We start from the raw sequence: 16489 nt of genomic DNA on the forward strand, positions 1-16489 counted from the left end.
GCGTCCCTTATTTTATACTGATAATAATTCAAGACAGTCTTAACCATCACCCTCGGAGGGAACAGCCATGTCATTTTCATTCGCTGACTATCAAAACTTACGCAACAACCCAACCACACAAAACGGAATCACTACCTTTTGGCACGAAACAGATCCCGACACAGGAATCTTTTCGAACTGGGCGGCAACACCCTTATATTTCGATAATCGTCGTTTTTCAAGTTCAGAACATTTGTTCATGTACACAAAAGCAAAGTTATTTAATGATCAGAACATCATACACAAGTTACAATCTCCTGGATTATCACAGTTAGAAATCAAGCAACTCGGTCGCCAAGTTCAAAATTTTAAACAAGACACATGGGATAGGCACAAATATCACTTTATGTACGTCGCCACGCTTGCCAAAGCACATCAGAATCCGCTTTTCAGATCATCCCTATCAGGAACAAACAACACCTTAATAATCGAAGCATCCCCACGCGATAATATTTGGGGCGCCGGCATAAAAGCTTCCGACCCACGCATTAGCAATCCTAGCGATTGGCCCGGCGAAAATGCGCTCGGCACAATCCTCATGATGGTTCGATCTGAAATCAACGCAGAATAACTAATCCACCGCACATTAGAAAAGCCACTTTGGACAAATTTTCCAAAGTGGCTTTTTCTCATTGTTATTTAATCCCAAAATGCGCTGCAGCCGCTCCAAAATTAAAGCGTTGGTAGGCAACCGTCTTGAAGCCAGTCTCACGCATCAAGTCAGCCAAAGCTGTAAATGACATGAATTCTTCCGTCGTCTTTTCCAAGTAGTCATATGAATCCTTATCATGAGCAAACACCTTACCCATCATCGGCATCACACCCTTGAAGTACATCTTCCAGAATGGCTTGATAACCGGATTGTCAGGTTGTGATGTTTCCAAGACAACCAACTGACCTCCCGGCTTCAACACGCGATACAATTCTTGCATCCCCTTTTCAGTATCTGGCAAGTTACGCAAACCAAATCCAATCGTTACCAAATCGAAGGTGTCATCTTCATATGGTAGTTCCATGGCATTTCCTTGCGTTAGGGTTACCCAAAAACTCACGCCAGCTTCGCGAACTTTTTCGCGGGCGACAGCCAACATTTCTGGACTCAAATCAAACCCAGTCACATGACCCTTATCACCTAATTCTTTAGCCAATGCAATCGTCCAGTCACCCGTTCCAGCAGCAACATCTAAAATTTGGCCATTCTTTGGAATATCGATTGACGCCATCGTCTTGGCACGCCAACTGCGGTGTGTCCCCAAACTGATAATATCGTTCATCTTGTCATAGTCTTTTGCCAAACCATCAAAGATGCCTTGGACACGTTGTGGCGCTTTGTTCATGTCATATCCCTCAATCATTTTTAGTGTACTTACATTATACAACGATTACCCAGGCGACGCATTGCGACATCTCAAATCCATTGTCACGTTATTTGTATATAGCAATAAGCGTTAATTAAGCAATTGAAACAAACACCCCAGCATTATTTGTATCACCTGATAGGCGCCAACGCTTTAACATCAATACATCACAGTCATAATCAATGACGATTGGTCGTAACTCAGCTACATCCGCTTCTTTTTGTTGCGCAAGTACGTCGCATCCCACCCAACCGCGTAATCGCAATCGCGGCATCCACTCTAACGGCGGCAACATCATCATCGGTTTAATTTGACCATGGAGATAATCTTGTAGTTGCTTCACCTCTTCTTGCACCTGCGGTTTACGTGTCTGTGACACATGCGGAATCACTAGCACCGTCGCACCTAAATCAAAAATGTGCGCTTCACTCCCCTCCCCCACTGCACGATGCCAAACTGCATCAATTTTCCCTAAATGTATGATGCCAACACCTCTTTCAACATCACGCAATCGCGTCGTCGCTGACCAAGACCATACTGGTCGCTCCCCAAATTCACGAAATGCCGCCTCTAAACTCACTAGCGGATTGTCTGCGCGCAATTGCGATACGCCATCACGCGGTAAAATACCGTCGCCAATTTGCTGTGGCAAGCCGGCCGACACATGCTGACTAGCATCTGGCATCACAACCATTGTCACACCCTGCGATAACATTCCCGCCACCATGCGCCCCCAATCCACACTATCTACGGCTAAACGATCCATTTCCAACACTACTAAACGCATATTTCCATCCCCCGAAGTCGCTAATATAGCCCAGTCTAGCGGACTACAAGCCCCGGAACAAGGGCATTTTTGCACAACTATCATGCAAAAAATGTACCGTCACCATTAACAATAAACGGGTTAAACAAAAACGTGATTAGCCAGCAACACCGGTCTAATCACGTTTCATTTTTTATACTTTGATGATTAATCTGCATAATAGTCAGCATAATCAACAAAAATTTAATTTCATAAATCGCCTAAGCGTCCCCACTTAGGTCGTGCGTCGGCTTCCGCCTCTGCTTCGGATTCAGCCGCTACTTTATCGGCATAATACATATCCGCTAGATAATCATGTGCAGCCGGTTGTGACGTTGGAGCCCGTTTAGGAGTCGGCGTGGCAACCGCTGGTTCTGAGTCAACTGCCTCAGGCATCTCAAATTGTCCATCACTTGTCGCAAGTGCTTGTCCCAATAATTCATGCAACTTTTCAATCTCTTCGCGGGTTAGCGTTAGTCCCTTCCCCATCTTGTCATGATCCGGTGACCACGTGCGCAAATCATACTTTGGCTTATTGGCGCCCCACTGCACAACATTTAATTGCATTTCCCAACCAGACTTACTCGTTGAGAGCGTCCCCAATTCTTCTAAAATTTCATACTTCAAATCAGCCATTTCAACCTCATTTCTGCTTGTAACGCCTGTAACAGGCAAATTTTGTCTCACTAATTGTATTATACAAAATCTAAGTCGTGCGCGATCGGTGTTTGCATAAGCGTTCGAACTGTCTCAAGCTGTCGCGTCTGACCTAGCACCCACATTAGTTTTGCCACAATTGCTTCAGTGTTCATATCACCAGCTGTAATACCACCAGCATCCGCAACTCGTTTGCCCACCTCATAGAGATAAATATCTTGTCCCTCTTCTAAAATCTGGGTCGTAATAATAACTGGAATACCAGCTGCCGTCAATTTTTCAACACCCGGTATAAGATTACGACGTTCGAATGGTAGGCCACCATTGCCAAAACTTTCAATAATGACACCATGCATATTAGCGGTCAGATAATCAAAAATATCGACCGTTAGCCCTGGAAATGCCTTAAGCACAAATACCTTCGTATCCAAATTAATGCTAGGTGTCAGGACTGGCGTTTCAGGTTCGGGTTGATACAATGGCACCATGTTACCTTCGGATACGCTAGCAATGTACGGGTAATTAATACTTTCGAACGCATCATAACTCTTTGATTTCGTCTTCACCGCCCGTGTCCCTGCCATAACAAGACCATTAAAGACTAAATACACACCTTGCAGGTCCGTTTGGCTTGCAAACGTTAACGAATCATGCAGATTACGCACCGCGTCTGTTTCGGCCATACCAAGCGGCACTTGCGATCCCGTCAAAACAACCGGCTTATCAAAGCCATACAGCAAATATGACAGAGCAGCAGCCGAGTAGCCCATGGTATCCGTACCATGCGTCACAATGAAGGCGTCGTACGCCTGGTGATGCGCTTGAATTCGTTCCGCAATTTCAACCCAGTCTTCCGGTTGCATATTGGTTGAATCCTTACTCATCACGTTTTCAACGGACAAATTCACCCCTGGTCGACGTTCAAAATAACTGACTAACACTTCTGCCGCCAAACCAGGCGCCAACCCGTTCTCCGTCTTTGTTGAGGCAATCGTGCCTCCCGTTGTCAGTACTAGCACTTCTTTCACGCTACTACCCTCCCCTACACTTCTTTCTAGATATCCTTACATTATCGCACAGACCGCATTGTCTATTGCGATTAATTTCAGCATACCCGCAAATAAAAACGGGTTTAACAACCAACGTTGCTAAACCCGTTTACTTCATAACATTAATCTTTGGTACTGTGCTTTGCGCCATAGGCCACGTATACCAACGCACCTACAACGACCCAAACAAGGGTCAAAATCAAGGCATCCTTGTTCAAAGAAACGAACAAACCGATTGAAGCCAATGCTGAAATAATTGGCAACACTGGGTACCATGGCATCTTGTAACCTGAGTGGTCAATATCTTGACGCTTACGCAACTTCAAAACACCCACTGAGGCGACGATAAAGGCGATCAACGTTCCGGCTGAAACCAAGTTTGCCAACATCCCAACTGGGAAAACGGCACCCAGCACGACGGCCAAAATCGTCAAAACCAATGTACCATTCTTTGGCAAACCATTCTTATCCAACTTGGCAAAAGCCTTTGGCATCAAACCGTCACGTCCAAATGAGTAAACCAAACGTGAACCACCAATCATCAAGGCAATCAAACCAGAGAACATACCAACCAATGCCACAACTGACAACAAGTTCGCTGTAAACAAGTGACCTGATTGACGCAATGCCCAAGCAGCTGGCTCAGCATTACCCGCAAACTTCGTGTAGTGGAACATACCCGTCAAGACGGCTGCAACACCAACGAACAAAACCGTTGCAATCAACAACGTGCCAACGATTGCACGTGGCATCGTCTTTTGTGCATTTTTAACTTCGGCTGAGTTGGCAGCAATTGTGTCGAAACCAATGTATGCGAAGAAGACTTGCGCAGCTCCCATCATGACACCATGCATCCCACCGAAGTTTGTTCCAGGCACGTGCTTCGGTACAAATGGCACCCAATTTTGCAATTGGATGGCAGTGGCTCCCACTACGATGAACAAAACGATAACCGCAATCTTACCAATAACCAACCAGTTTTCAACCTTGGCGGCACCCTTCACACCACGTGAAACCAGGTGACCAACAACTAACAAAGCTAAGGCGCCAAACAAGTCGAACCACGTCCCGTTACCTAGCGAAAACGATGTCGTCAACGCCTTTGGCAACGCAATACCAAAGCTTGATAGGAAACCTTGGAAGTACGATGACCACGATGCTGAAATCAATGCCAAGGCAATCAAGTACTCTGCTAGGACCGCCCAACCGGCCAGCCAACCAACAAATTCACCATAGATGACGTTAGCCCATGAATAAATTGATCCCGCATATGGCATCGCTGATGCAAACTCTGAATAAGCCAAGGCTGATAAACCAGCAATAATTGCTGCAATAATAAATGAAATAACAACCGCTGGTCCTGCGTAATCAGCCGCCACGATACCTGGCATCGTAAAGATACCAGCACCCACAACCGTTCCGACTCCCATTGCGATCATTTCACGCAATCCGAGCACAGGCTTCAGATGGCCGTCCTTATCCGCATAATTTTGCGGATCTTCTTTGCGCGCCATGCGCGCGAACAAACCCTTTTGTTCCATAAACGTTTCCTCGTTTCAACTACTCATCTAGCTACTAGATTTACTCATTCAATCATTAGAAAATAATGTGATAATTCTACATTCAAAACCGGTTACTGTCAACTGAATTTACCACCACAAATGCCCAGTTTTCGGAACTTAACGCATTATTATTAAATACTTTTCATAAATGATTATCGACTATGCAAAATATAATGAATGCCTTTTTAACTTGCGTACCTTTCCTAATAATGATAAACTTCTAATCATTAAGTACTAACAAGAAAGAAATGGAGGTCATCATTATGATTAAGCAATACCGTCACAACAGCATTATTGACATCACGACGACCACCACCTCAACCACCATTTTGGCTGGTTGGGCTCTTTAAAGTACTGTTAAATAAAGATTGTTAACAGGCCGTCCAATCAGTTCTACACCCCATTGCGGTGCATGGCTAGTTGGACGGTCTTTTTGTATGCTTAGGAGAAAAAGAATATGGCAAAGAACAAAGATAAATTACCTGACGGCCAGTTACAACGGTCGCTAACGTCAAATCAAATGCAGATGATTGCCTTGGGCGGTACCATCGGGGTTGGCCTATTTATGGGTTCAACTTCAACAATTAAATGGACCGGCCCTTCCGTCCTATTAGCCTACGCTTTCGTCGGCTTGCTCCTGTACTTAGTGATGCGAGCTTTGGGTGAGATGATTTTCATCAATCCCACAACCGGATCATTTGCTGATTATGCAACCAATTACATTCACCCGCTCGCTGGGTACCTTACAAAATGGAGTAACGTTTTCCAATATATTGTCGTTGGTATCAGTGAAGTTATCGCGGTTAGCCAATATCTCAATTACTGGTGGCCGAACTTACCTGGTTGGATTTCCGGCGTGGTCGTTATCGCGACTTTGACACTAGCGAACCTCGCTTCAGCCAAGGCATACGGCACGATGGAATTCTACTTTGCTATGATTAAAGTTGTCACGATCATTTTGATGATTGTCTTGGGTGTGATGGTCATCTTCTTAGGATTAGGTAATCACTGGCACGCACTAGGCCTATCAAACCTGTGGTCACATGGCGGCTTCTTCACTGGTGGTGTGAAGGGATTCATCTTCTCACTATCAATTATTGTTGGGTCATACCAAGGAATCGAAGTGTTGGGTATCACAGCTGGTGAAGCTGCTAACCCACGTCACGCTATCGTCTCATCAGTTAAGTCAGTTGTTTGGCGTATTTTGATTTTCTACATCGGGGCTATTTTCGTTATCGTAACGATTTACCCTTGGAACCAACTGGCAGCCGTTGGCTCACCATTCGTTGAAACGTTCTCAAAGGTCGGAATTGCCGGCGCCGCTGGAATCATTAATTTCGTGGTCTTGACGGCCGCCATGTCAGGCGCCAACTCAGGCATTTACAGTTCAAGTCGTATGCTATTCAAGTTGTCACGCGACAAGGAGACGTCTGGTGTTTTCCAAAAGTTATCTTCACACCACGTCCCATACGTTTCAATTTTGGCCATTTCAGGTGGTATCTTACTTGGTTTGATTTTGAACACGTTACTATCACTTTATAGTAAGTCAACGGCAAACATCTTTGTCCTGGTTTATAGTTCAAGTGTGTTACCTGGTATGGTACCTTGGTTCGTTATTCTTTGGTCAGAACTTAGCTTCCGCCGTTCAAACAAGGAATTACTTAAGGATCACCCTTTCAAAATGCCACTCTACCCATTGACGAACTATTTCGCAATCTTCGCTTTGGTCTTGATTGTCATCTTTATGTTCATCAATCCTGAAACACGTATTTCAGTTTCAATCGGTGCCGGCTTCCTCGTGTTGCTGTCACTATTCTTCTTCGCAACGAACAAGCACAAGCAATAAATCAAAAAAAGCGTCCTCGCAGCAGATGCGGGGACGCTTTTTTTGATTTATTGCTTATTTTTATAGTATAGATAAACCGGAATACCAACAGCCACAAACACAAACGAAATGAGGACCATTGTAAAACTAGAAATCAACGTATTAATCAAGATGAACAACGCACCTAAGATAGCCACCAAAGGCACAAACGGGAATAGCGGTACGCTAAACACTTCCGGATCACGTGCCAAACCGGCCCGTTTGTTACGAATACGTAAGATGAAAATACCAAAGAATGTTGCCGTATAGAACAGCCAAATGACGAACACAGCCATATCTGATAGCCAATCTGCCTTTGACGTAAACATCAACGCACCGGCCAAAACAGCTGTGGTCCACAAAGCACCAACCGGGGCCTGCGCTTTATTCAAACGGGCTAAGAACTTTGGCAACATGCCATCTTCAGCCATCGCATACACCATACGTGGGAAAGCTAACATCTTACCATTCAAAGTCCCCGCCATTGAAATCAAAATACCAATCGATAGTAGACGACCGCCTAGCTCACCGAAGGCCGACTTTGCCACTTCATAGGTCACATTATTGCCAAGTTTAACAATTTGATCGGCAGGCATCGCACGGTACACACCATATGAAACACCAACATACGCCAACATAACAATCAAGATTCCCCAAATAATTGAACGGGGAATATTACGCCGTGGGTTCTTTAATTCACCCCCCAAGTTTGTCAACGTTGCCCACCCATCGTAAGCAAACAACGTTGCCAAAACAGCCATACCAAAGTTCCCCGTTGCTGTTGATGACAGTTGAGTAACCGTCTGGCCCAACGCGTCAGCCTTACCGAAAAACAAACCAAATACCATCAAGACTGCAATGGGAATCAACTTAATACTGGTCGTAGCGACTTGGAACATCGAAGCAATCCGATTGTCTAACGAATTCATCAACGTGATAAGGACTAACGTTCCCAAACCAACCCAAATCACAGCGCTATCTGGTAAGCCAAAAAAATTAGCAAACAGATACGCAAAATATGCAGCAATAGAGGCCACAATTGCCGGCGCATAAACCACAACTTGCGTCCAGCCGGTCAAAAATCCCCAAAACTTGCCGTACAACTTATCCATATAAATATAGATACCACCGGTCTGGGGAATGTGTGCGCCAATTTCTGAAATCGTCAACCCGGCCGCCAAAGTGATGACCCCACCAGCAACCCAAGCGAGTAACCCAAGCGTTGTGCTACCAGCCGTTTCTAACACTTGACCCTGTTTGAAAAAAATTCCCGATCCGATAACGGTTCCGATTACAATCGAGATACCCGTCCAAACACCCATCGTCCGTTTCAAATGATGTTCTTGCCCTGCCATATCCTATACCCTCTACTTTCAAAATAACCCAATCTCACACAAAAACACGCAATCGTCACGACGAAAATTTCGTCAGTTAACGATTGCGTGTTCGATTAAGCGCTTAATAATTTTTGTACGCTAAAATCCTCAACCGTTAAACTGGACGGTTGAGTCAGAGGACGTCGTCATGATGATAGCTGTGCTAATTCGATTATTCATAAGTCTGCCCTCCTTTTGGCGTTTTTGTATGATTAGAACTTTATCATCATCTCATCGTTTATGCAATAGATTTTCTCATTCTATTTTTAATATCTTTAATGCATCACCAGACTGATTTAGGATGCGAATCTCTAATCCTGGTTGCGTTACCCCACCAGCCCGCATGGCGCCCAGCACCTTATCCGTTAACTTCTGAACCTTTGCTTGCTCATGCTTCAAGCCAAAATTAATGAGTTCCGTCGACACATTAGTTGTCCGGATGGTGTATATAATGCGATTCTGATCATCGGTTGCATTAGCCGACGTAACCATCCCCTGCGACAGTTTTAATACGCGACGTTGGTAGGTATTTAATTGTGACGCAACCGCATGCGCGGATCCTGGTTGCAAGTTAACCTGCAAATCCGCTTTTGATGCCACCGGTAACTTAGGTTGCGTCTGCGACCAAACCACCAATCCAATCATGACACTTAAAAAGAGGAGACCACTGATTATCCACGCTAATTTTTTCATGATTAACCTCGTCTAATATGTACTAGCAACCATTATACCGCAGTCAGCATTGCTAATAATAAAGAGCGTAAAAAAGCCTTAACCACATTTCTGACAGTTGAGGCTTTTACCATTAATTCAATTTAACCAGCAAGCGTTACTAGAATACCACCCAACATAACGAAGAGGGCGCCAATTGCAATGCCAATGATTTGCGACTTTGTTTTACGTTCCTTCAAGATCAAAATCGCACCCAACGTTGAGACGATAATGCCCATCTGTGACAACGTTGAGGCCTTCGCTTGACCAACTGCAGGGTTCAAGACAGCAAGACGAATCATCACCTCACCAGTTCCCCACATAATACCAGCCAAACCATTCTTTGCCGTTTCCTTCGTCAATAATGGCAACTTGAAGTTTCCACCATTGAAGATGAAAATACCAAAAATCAAAGCCCCGATTGTTTGACCGATGGCGATGGGCAATGACAAGGCCATCGTGTTGTGCAACGTACCTGTATCAACGTGGACCAAGTGCAACAAGGCAACCGTCTTTGGAATCATGAAATAAATCATGTAAGCAAAAACAGAAATGATTGTTAATCGTACCCCATCCCTATTCAAGTGTGATGGCTTACCTGAAATCAAGAAAACACCAATAATGACGGAAACAATGGCTAACAATCCAATTGTCCACTGGTGAGCACCTTGCCACTCACTAAAGACTGCTGCACCAACCAACGCGTTCACAGCAATTTGGCCGGCAGTATTCAAACCAGACGCTTGCGAAACGCCCATCTTCTTAAAGGCCGCTAATTGGAAACTCGTTCCGGCAGACCAAGCAATTCCTGATAAGACGTACGTCAAACCAGCCATACTGAAGACAACGGGCCAAGTTGGTCCCTCAAACAAGGCGTACACGCCAACTACAATCGAGAAGACCAGCGAACCAAGTGCGCCACCCAAAATTTGGTTTGCGACACGACCACCAGCCCATCCATTTACAATTCCCATTGCTCCCCACAATACAGCGGGAATCAAAGCATACATAATTGACATGTACCATTTCTCTCTTTCAACTCTTTTTTATCAACGTTAATCACTATAGCACCAGGTTTTATGCCGTTAAATTAAAAAGGGAATAAAATAGACCAATCCAAGAATTGGCGTATACCATTTCTCAAATTGGTCTAGTTATGACACTTAATTAATTGCCGCTTCACCAGCATTTTTAGGCAGCAACATCACTTCAATCATTGGTACAATGGCAAAAATCCCCAGCACGACAAAGCCCCATGCATAGGCGCCTTGCAGTGTCATACCATGACGGAAGATGTGGATAATCACCGTAATCAATGAAATCCCCAAACCTTGGCCAAGACTCTGCGTCACAGCCGTTAAGGTATTAGCCCCATTTCGATGAATTGGGGCAACATCCGTGAATTGGAGCCCATTATATGACGTAAAGGCCAACGACCGCCCCACACCCGAAACAAGCGCCAGGAACATAATCGCAATCGCCGTCGTATGTGGCCGAACCAGCGCCAATCCAAATGAACTCAATATCAACATCAAAAATGACGCAATTAACGCCCCACGGAAGCCAAGGCGACGAATAATTGGATTCGTAAATGGCTTAATGCCAATGTTACCAATGAAAATAAAGATGACATACCATCCTGCGCGGGCCGCTGACCAACCAAAGACCGTTTGCAACAGCACCGTTAAGACGTATGGCAAACTAGCAATAGTCACTTGGAATAGCGTCCCACCAGTTTGCGACACCCGGAATGTCGGTACCTTCATCGTTGCTACCGAGAATAATGGGTGTTCAGCTCGGCGCAAGTGCTGGTAAACATTTACGCCCAACACAATACCGACAATCACCATAATCAAACCGTACCAAACAACGACACCCGTGCGTGCTAACATTTCAGCGCCGGTCAGCAAAGCCATTGATGCCAACGCTAATTCAACAAACCCGCGCACGTCAAATGGCCGTGGTTGTTGCTGATCATCGTGTGGCAATAACCGTACGCCGATCAAGAAAGCGAGCAAGCCAATTGGCAGATTAATCAAGAAAATCCAGTGCCAAGTAAAGTATGTCACGAACATACCACCAATAACTGGCGCTACAGCTGGCGCCATCAATGACGGCCAGACCAAATAACTAATCATCTTTAATAGTTGATCTGCCGGCGTCTTTTCCAACACCATTAGCCGGGCCGTTGGTGTCATCATGGCTCCCGCAATTCCTTGCACGATTCGCATCATCAATAACACAGTAAAGTTGGGCGCTACTGCACTACCAAAGGAACTTAGCGTAAAGAGCACAACCGCCCACAACCAAATGTTCTTTTTACCATAGCGTTGCGCCAACCAACCACTCAATGGAATGAAAACGGCCACGGCAATCATATATGTACTAACCAACAAACTCGCCGTCGCCGCACTAACATTAAACGTTTGGGCCATTTTCGGCAGAGCCGTAGTTACAATCGTGCCATCCATGACATCCATAAACAAACTTGCTGCCATCAATAACGCGATTTTAATTTCTTTCGACACGCTACTTACCTTCCTTTTCTAAAACTCACGAAGAATAAGTGTATGCCTTTTTAAAAACCGTTGCAAATCAAAACGCGACACCACAACCGATCTTATGACCGTCTTGTGATATCGCGTCTCATTAACTAATGTTGTACTGCCACCTTGGTAGCTACGGTTGAATCAACTTGTTCAATGTCAGAGTCCAAATCTTCCTTATCCTCTAAACGTAAACGGAACGTGATGATGTAAGCAATACCTGCAGCGACTGCAGCTCCCAAACTCATTGCGCTCATAAATAATGTCATCATCGTTTCCCCCTTTACGTTCCTTTTGTATGTATTAATAATAAGGCCTGCGCATAGCCATTGTAAACGATTTCAGCTGTATTAATTTTGTCAGAACGTCAAAAAAATTAATGGTCTATACCAGCAAATTCATCACCTTATTTTGTACATCCCCAACAAAACAAGCTACAATGAAGTCATTAAATCAAGATTGGTCAAACGAGGAGGTATTCGTATCATGAAGGCAGTTCAAATTAAAGAGTTTGGTGACGTTGATGTACTTGAAGAAATTGACGCCCCAACACCAAAGATTTTGAAGAAGCAGGTGCTAGTTAAGAACCACGCGGTTGCAATTGATCCTTACGATGTAAAGTTTATCCAAGGACTCGCTGGGGAAGCTGATAAACTCCCATTGATTCCCGGATCAAGCGTGGTCGGCGAAGTTATCGCTGTCGGCGAAGAAGTCACGGATTTCCAAGTCGGTGACCGTGTCGCTGCAACGCGCCACCACCAAACCTACGCCGAAGAAGTTCCCGTTGGCCAATCTGCAGTTGCTAAGGTACCAGCCGAATTAGATGACGAGCACGCGGTCGCTGCTGTACTCGGGGCCGCCACCGGCTACCAAATGGTTACTGATGATTTGGATGTTCAAGCTGGCCAAAAGGTTTTGATTCAAGGAGGCGCCGGTTCCGTTGGTTCCGTTGCCATTCAAGCAGCTTTAAACCGTGGTGCGGTTGTTTATGCAACGGCTAAGCCTGCCGATTTCGACTACTTGAAGTCACTAGGTGATGTGACACCCGTTGATTACCACACGGCTTATGAAAACGAATTATCAGATTTCGACGCCGTTTTGGACACAATTGGCGGGGCCGTTGCCATTCAATCTGCTAAGATTTTGAAGCAAGGTGGTAAGTTGCGCAACCTAACAAGTTACGATGACGAAGCTATGAGCGCATTCGATATTGATGCTGAGCACACCTACCTTAAGGGTAAGCGTCCTAACTTGGTAGCTTTATTTGCCGATATGGCCGCTGGTAAGATTGATGTTAAAGTTGGTGAAGTGATGCCATTTACCTTGGATAACTTGCGTGACGCACACGCTGCCGCTCGTCAAGGCTCAGCCGCTGGTAAGGTTGTCTTAACCTTTTAATTAAACGTAAAATTTAAGCGAACGAATGTTTCATGTGAAACACCGTTCGCTTTTGTTATTAACTATAATGGAACTATCACTTTTTCCGGGAGAAATTACTATGCTATTCACAGAACGTGACTATTACGAAGACGTCGTGGCAATGCTAAATGCACGCGGGGTAAACTTAGAAGATATCGGCGAATTGGTTTTGTTCGGTCAAAAAGCCATCATTCCTAACCTCACAATGGCAGATGCCGTTGACTCAGTGCAACACGTCCTACACAAAACTGAAGTACAAGATGCAGTGATGACTGGTCTGGCAATTGACGACTTGGCGGAAGCCCGGCAATTGCCACAACCATTGCAAGGCCGCATCGACCGTGATCATGGTACGTATGGCATTGATGAGCAATTGGTGATGTCAATCCTTGGCGTTTACGGCACCATTTCATGGACAAACTTCGGCTACCTCGATCGATTGAAGCCTGGTATCGTTGGTCGTTTAAACGATGAACAACACGCCGGTGGCCGCGTGAATACCTTTATTGACGATATCGTATCAGCGATTGCCGCAGCCGCTCAAGCTCGAATTGCGCACGATTAAAAATGAACAAAAATAAAGCCAGGCACATGTGTGTCTGGCTTTATTTTTGTTCAATTATCAATTACATAATGCCGTTTGCCTTGGCAGCTTCGATCAAATCGAGCTCCTTAGCACTTTGAACAGGTGTTGGTGTTCCGTCAACGTTAATTGACTCAATCCCCTTCTTTTCCAACAACTTCTTCAACTTATTCTTCTGTGACATAAATCCATACCTCCAGCACATTTTTAATTTGCGCGTCAGGTGATTGGCCCGGCGTGTATGTCTACTCTTATAGTGTAGTCCTTTTTTACCGGTTTGTTAAATCAAGTTCACGAACAAGCTAGCTGTCATTAATCTGGTTGATCTGAATACCACGCCCCCAGCTGATCATATTGTGTAACTTCAACACCATCAGGATTTAAAAATTCTGGAAAACGCTCATATGGTTCATGCCCAGCACCTGGTCCACCGTGCAACGTCAATAATTTAATTGGCTTGCCCGTACCATCTGTACGCGACCATAAATGATAGCCATTCTCAAGCGATAAAATGTGCGTGCCATCTTTTGTCATCCAATCATCCCCCTATTTCTTTTCAGCGTGCTTCCAATCAAAGGTTCCCCCGACTGGATTGACATAAACACCCTTAACATCCGGATTCTGTAACGCCGTGATCTTTGAGTATGTCAGTGGCGCAACCGCACCCTGCTTTTCAGCATATTGTTCGGCAGCAACCAAATCCTTGTAACGTGCCGCCTTATCATTAGCATCCGTGACCGTTGCCTTGCGATATAGCTCGTCATACTTGGGATCAGACCAACCCGTCAAATTCCATGAAGCCCCCGTAACCAATGTTTGTAGCATGTCGACTGGGTCCGTGTAATCCGCGTTCCAAGTCGAGAGGCCCAAATCGAATTTCCCTGCCTTAGTCAACGCACTAGTCTGCTTTGCTGGCACTGACTTCACACTCACTTGCAAGCCCTTCAAATTTGTTTCCAATTGTGACTGTAGATATTGGCCTGTTTGCTTAGCCGCATCCGTATCACCTGTTAACAAGGTCAACTTCACGGTCTTCTTACCCGTTTCCTTCAAACCCGCAGCCCATAACTTAGCTGCTTCCGCTTTATTATAGCTAACGTACTTCGTGTGGGCCGTGTCGACAAAATCCTTACCCGTATTTGGATCCTTGGTTAATCCCTTTGCCACAAAGGTTTTGGCTGGTTCAGCAGCCCCCGTCAGCACGTTTTTCGCCAACTTTTCACGATTTACTGCATAAGACATCGCTTGACGCAACTTCACATTTTTCAACACTGGATTCTTTTGGTTCATCGTCATATAAGTTGTCGCTGCGGTATGAACCGTTGTAAACCCATGCTTGTGCTTAGAGTTACGCGCTTGGGTAGCATTTAACTGCGCAAAATCAGCTTTACCGGCATTATACAAATTGAAACTTGTCGTCGCATCTGCCGTTGTGGTGACATTTACTGCTGGCGTCTTAACAGCATCGGCATCCCAGTAATAAGGATTTTTAACATATTGGTATGTTGAACTTGAGCCATCCCACTTCTTCAAGACATATGGACCACTTGCTAATGAATCCTTCGCCGTCGTTCCGAACGCCTTACCAGTCGCTGTGACAAAACTTTCCTTTTCTGGGAAGAAGTACATCATCGCCAACTCAGCTTTCAATTGTGGCAACGGCCGATCCAACGTGACTTGCAACATTGTGTCATCAAGAGCCTTCACGCCCAATTGGTTCATATCAGTAACTTTCCCTGATTGGATAGCATCCGCATTCTTGATACCACTAAAGAACATCGACCCGATTGCCGCCGTCTTAGGATTGTTTGTGCGTTGCCAACTATAAACAAAATCATGCGCCGTTAATTGCGATCCATCGGACCACTTCAAATTATCACGTAACTTAAACGTCCACGTTAACCCGTCATCTGAGACATCTACTGACTGCGCGGCCGCCAATTCTGGTTGTCCGCTTGTACCAACACGATACAATCCTTCACCAGTGACTTGCACCGCATTTTGTGATGGGATATCCGCTACGTTTGAAGGATCTGTTGTCTTCAAGTCCCCCGTCAACGTCCAATTCAATTCCTTACCGGCCGCATGTGCCACTTGTGTGCTAGCACCTGCAACCGCAACCAAAGCAACTGACATCAATACTGAATTCTTAACAAACTTATTCATAACCTACACGCTCCTATAATTTGGGTGGGACGAGTAATAGTTTGAGCTCAAAAATATATAAAAAAACGGCTAGTATTCTGCGCAAAATACTAGCCGTTACTCGTTTACAAAGTAATTAAATTTGGCTAGCCATGTTAACTGTGTAGCAGTTTCATGGCTAGCAAGCATCTCAAAAAGCCAACCATCACTGCGAAATAATAATAATAATCGCAATAATAATTGGGGCAACCAACGTCATAACATTCAATTTTTCAACAGACACGTTCTTCATGACGTCGTCCTCCCTTTTCTTGATGTTTCTAAGTATACGCATTTTATGATAAGTGTCAACACTTATTTCTAATCTTTTTCTAA

General features: G+C 44.9%; 17 protein-coding genes and 1 pseudogene. 4 read left to right on the top strand and 14 right to left on the bottom strand.

Annotated features, from left to right (window positions below; all coding sequences use genetic code 11):
- Positions 1-67: 67 nt before the first annotated feature.
- On the top strand, positions 68-610 hold the full coding sequence (locus tag ACJ28U_RS10975) for an NADAR family protein (protein ID WP_407619293.1): 543 nt from the start codon (positions 68-70) through the stop codon (positions 608-610).
- Positions 611-674: 64 nt separating this feature from the next.
- Here the strand turns inward: ACJ28U_RS10975 and ACJ28U_RS10980 are convergent, their stop codons facing one another.
- The 5 genes from ACJ28U_RS10980 to ACJ28U_RS11000 all read right to left on the bottom strand — a co-directional run bounded on the left by ACJ28U_RS10980 (position 675) and on the right by ACJ28U_RS11000 (position 5449).
- Positions 675-1376: a demethylmenaquinone methyltransferase gene (locus ACJ28U_RS10980; protein ID WP_407619294.1), complete on the bottom strand. Its 702-nt coding sequence runs from the start codon at positions 1374-1376 to the stop codon at positions 675-677.
- 115 nt (positions 1377-1491) lie between these two features.
- The gene (locus ACJ28U_RS10985) at positions 1492-2184 is read right to left on the bottom strand and encodes a hypothetical protein (protein WP_407619295.1); all 693 of its coding nucleotides are present in this window, start codon (positions 2182-2184) and stop codon (positions 1492-1494) included.
- 228 nt (positions 2185-2412) lie between these two features.
- Complete coding sequence (locus ACJ28U_RS10990) at positions 2413-2838, bottom strand: YdbC family protein (protein WP_407619296.1); 426 nt, start codon at positions 2836-2838, stop codon at positions 2413-2415.
- A gap of 59 nt (positions 2839-2897) precedes the next feature.
- A complete protein-coding gene (locus ACJ28U_RS10995; RefSeq protein ID WP_407619297.1) occupies positions 2898-3887 on the bottom strand; it encodes an asparaginase in 990 nt (329 codons plus the stop codon).
- 143 nt (positions 3888-4030) lie between these two features.
- The gene (locus tag ACJ28U_RS11000; RefSeq protein ID WP_407619298.1) at positions 4031-5449 is read right to left on the bottom strand and encodes an APC family permease; all 1419 of its coding nucleotides are present in this window, start codon (positions 5447-5449) and stop codon (positions 4031-4033) included.
- Positions 5450-5927: 478 nt separating this feature from the next.
- Here ACJ28U_RS11000 and ACJ28U_RS11005 point away from each other — a divergent pair, with 478 nt between their 5' ends.
- Entirely contained in the window at positions 5928-7316 is a 1389-nt protein-coding gene (locus tag ACJ28U_RS11005) for an amino acid permease (RefSeq protein WP_099088887.1), read from the top strand.
- A 47-nt stretch (positions 7317-7363) separates the two neighbouring features.
- Here ACJ28U_RS11005 and ACJ28U_RS11010 read toward each other — a convergent pair whose 3' ends face one another.
- From ACJ28U_RS11010 to ACJ28U_RS11030, 5 genes are all read right to left on the bottom strand, one after another.
- Positions 7364-8689, bottom strand: a complete 1326-nt coding sequence (locus ACJ28U_RS11010) for an APC family permease (protein WP_407619299.1) — start codon at positions 8687-8689, stop codon at positions 7364-7366.
- Between the two features lie 276 nt (positions 8690-8965).
- Positions 8966-9403 carry a hypothetical protein gene (locus tag ACJ28U_RS11015; protein WP_407619300.1) on the bottom strand — a complete coding sequence of 146 codons (438 nt, stop codon included), beginning with the start codon at positions 9401-9403 and terminating at the stop codon, positions 8966-8968.
- A gap of 122 nt (positions 9404-9525) precedes the next feature.
- Positions 9526-10440 (bottom strand): GRP family sugar transporter, encoded by a 915-nt coding sequence (locus ACJ28U_RS11020; protein ID WP_407619301.1) that lies wholly within the window; start codon positions 10438-10440, stop codon positions 9526-9528.
- Positions 10441-10584: 144 nt separating this feature from the next.
- The gene (locus ACJ28U_RS11025) at positions 10585-11949 is read right to left on the bottom strand and encodes an MFS transporter (protein WP_099088883.1); all 1365 of its coding nucleotides are present in this window, start codon (positions 11947-11949) and stop codon (positions 10585-10587) included.
- Between the two features lie 125 nt (positions 11950-12074).
- Positions 12075-12239: a hypothetical protein gene (locus tag ACJ28U_RS11030; protein WP_407619302.1), complete on the bottom strand. Its 165-nt coding sequence runs from the start codon at positions 12237-12239 to the stop codon at positions 12075-12077.
- Between the two features lie 214 nt (positions 12240-12453).
- Here ACJ28U_RS11030 and ACJ28U_RS11035 point away from each other — a divergent pair, with 214 nt between their 5' ends.
- Positions 12454-13365 carry an NADP-dependent oxidoreductase gene (locus tag ACJ28U_RS11035; protein WP_407619303.1) on the top strand — a complete coding sequence of 304 codons (912 nt, stop codon included), beginning with the start codon at positions 12454-12456 and terminating at the stop codon, positions 13363-13365.
- 100 nt (positions 13366-13465) lie between these two features.
- On the top strand, positions 13466-13951 hold the full coding sequence (locus ACJ28U_RS11040; protein ID WP_010375052.1) for a phosphatidylglycerophosphatase A: 486 nt from the start codon (positions 13466-13468) through the stop codon (positions 13949-13951).
- Between the two features lie 61 nt (positions 13952-14012).
- On the opposite strand, the gene ACJ28U_RS11045 is transcribed toward ACJ28U_RS11040, so the two are convergent.
- From ACJ28U_RS11045 to ACJ28U_RS11060, 4 genes and pseudogenes are all read right to left on the bottom strand, one after another.
- The gene (locus tag ACJ28U_RS11045; RefSeq protein WP_004560182.1) at positions 14013-14153 is read right to left on the bottom strand and encodes a hypothetical protein; all 141 of its coding nucleotides are present in this window, start codon (positions 14151-14153) and stop codon (positions 14013-14015) included.
- A gap of 131 nt (positions 14154-14284) precedes the next feature.
- Positions 14285-14503: pseudogene (locus tag ACJ28U_RS11050) on the bottom strand (prolyl aminopeptidase); the annotation flags it as partial.
- A 12-nt stretch (positions 14504-14515) separates the two neighbouring features.
- Positions 14516-16135 (bottom strand): peptide ABC transporter substrate-binding protein, encoded by a 1620-nt coding sequence (locus ACJ28U_RS11055; RefSeq protein ID WP_407619304.1) that lies wholly within the window; start codon positions 16133-16135, stop codon positions 14516-14518.
- Positions 16136-16319: 184 nt separating this feature from the next.
- Complete coding sequence (locus tag ACJ28U_RS11060) at positions 16320-16448, bottom strand: hypothetical protein (RefSeq protein ID WP_407619305.1); 129 nt, start codon at positions 16446-16448, stop codon at positions 16320-16322.
- Positions 16449-16489: the final 41 nt, after the last annotated feature.

This window comes from Weissella sp. MSCH1, assembly GCF_045799135.1.
GTDB lineage: Bacteria > Bacillota > Bacilli > Lactobacillales > Lactobacillaceae > Weissella.

Coding starts and splice junctions, on each gene's coding strand:
- ACJ28U_RS10975 (WP_407619293.1), top strand. CDS start 68: ATGTCATTTTCATTCGCTGACTATCAAAACTTACGCAACAACCCAACC.
- ACJ28U_RS10980 (WP_407619294.1), bottom strand. CDS start 1,376: ATGAACAAAGCGCCACAACGTGTCCAAGGCATCTTTGATGGTTTGGCA.
- ACJ28U_RS10985 (WP_407619295.1), bottom strand. CDS start 2,184: ATGCGTTTAGTAGTGTTGGAAATGGATCGTTTAGCCGTAGATAGTGTG.
- ACJ28U_RS10990 (WP_407619296.1), bottom strand. CDS start 2,838: ATGGCTGATTTGAAGTATGAAATTTTAGAAGAATTGGGGACGCTCTCA.
- ACJ28U_RS11000 (WP_407619298.1), bottom strand. CDS start 5,449: ATGGAACAAAAGGGTTTGTTCGCGCGCATGGCGCGCAAAGAAGATCCG.
- ACJ28U_RS11005 (WP_099088887.1), top strand. CDS start 5,928: ATGGCAAAGAACAAAGATAAATTACCTGACGGCCAGTTACAACGGTCG.
- ACJ28U_RS11010 (WP_407619299.1), bottom strand. CDS start 8,689: ATGGCAGGGCAAGAACATCATTTGAAACGGACGATGGGTGTTTGGACG.
- ACJ28U_RS11015 (WP_407619300.1), bottom strand. CDS start 9,403: ATGAAAAAATTAGCGTGGATAATCAGTGGTCTCCTCTTTTTAAGTGTC.
- ACJ28U_RS11020 (WP_407619301.1), bottom strand. CDS start 10,440: ATGTCAATTATGTATGCTTTGATTCCCGCTGTATTGTGGGGAGCAATG.
- ACJ28U_RS11030 (WP_407619302.1), bottom strand. CDS start 12,239: ATGATGACATTATTTATGAGCGCAATGAGTTTGGGAGCTGCAGTCGCT.
- ACJ28U_RS11035 (WP_407619303.1), top strand. CDS start 12,454: ATGAAGGCAGTTCAAATTAAAGAGTTTGGTGACGTTGATGTACTTGAA.
- ACJ28U_RS11040 (WP_010375052.1), top strand. CDS start 13,466: ATGCTATTCACAGAACGTGACTATTACGAAGACGTCGTGGCAATGCTA.
- ACJ28U_RS11045 (WP_004560182.1), bottom strand. CDS start 14,153: ATGTCACAGAAGAATAAGTTGAAGAAGTTGTTGGAAAAGAAGGGGATT.
- ACJ28U_RS11055 (WP_407619304.1), bottom strand. CDS start 16,135: ATGAATAAGTTTGTTAAGAATTCAGTATTGATGTCAGTTGCTTTGGTT.
- ACJ28U_RS11060 (WP_407619305.1), bottom strand. CDS start 16,448: ATGCGTATACTTAGAAACATCAAGAAAAGGGAGGACGACGTCATGAAG.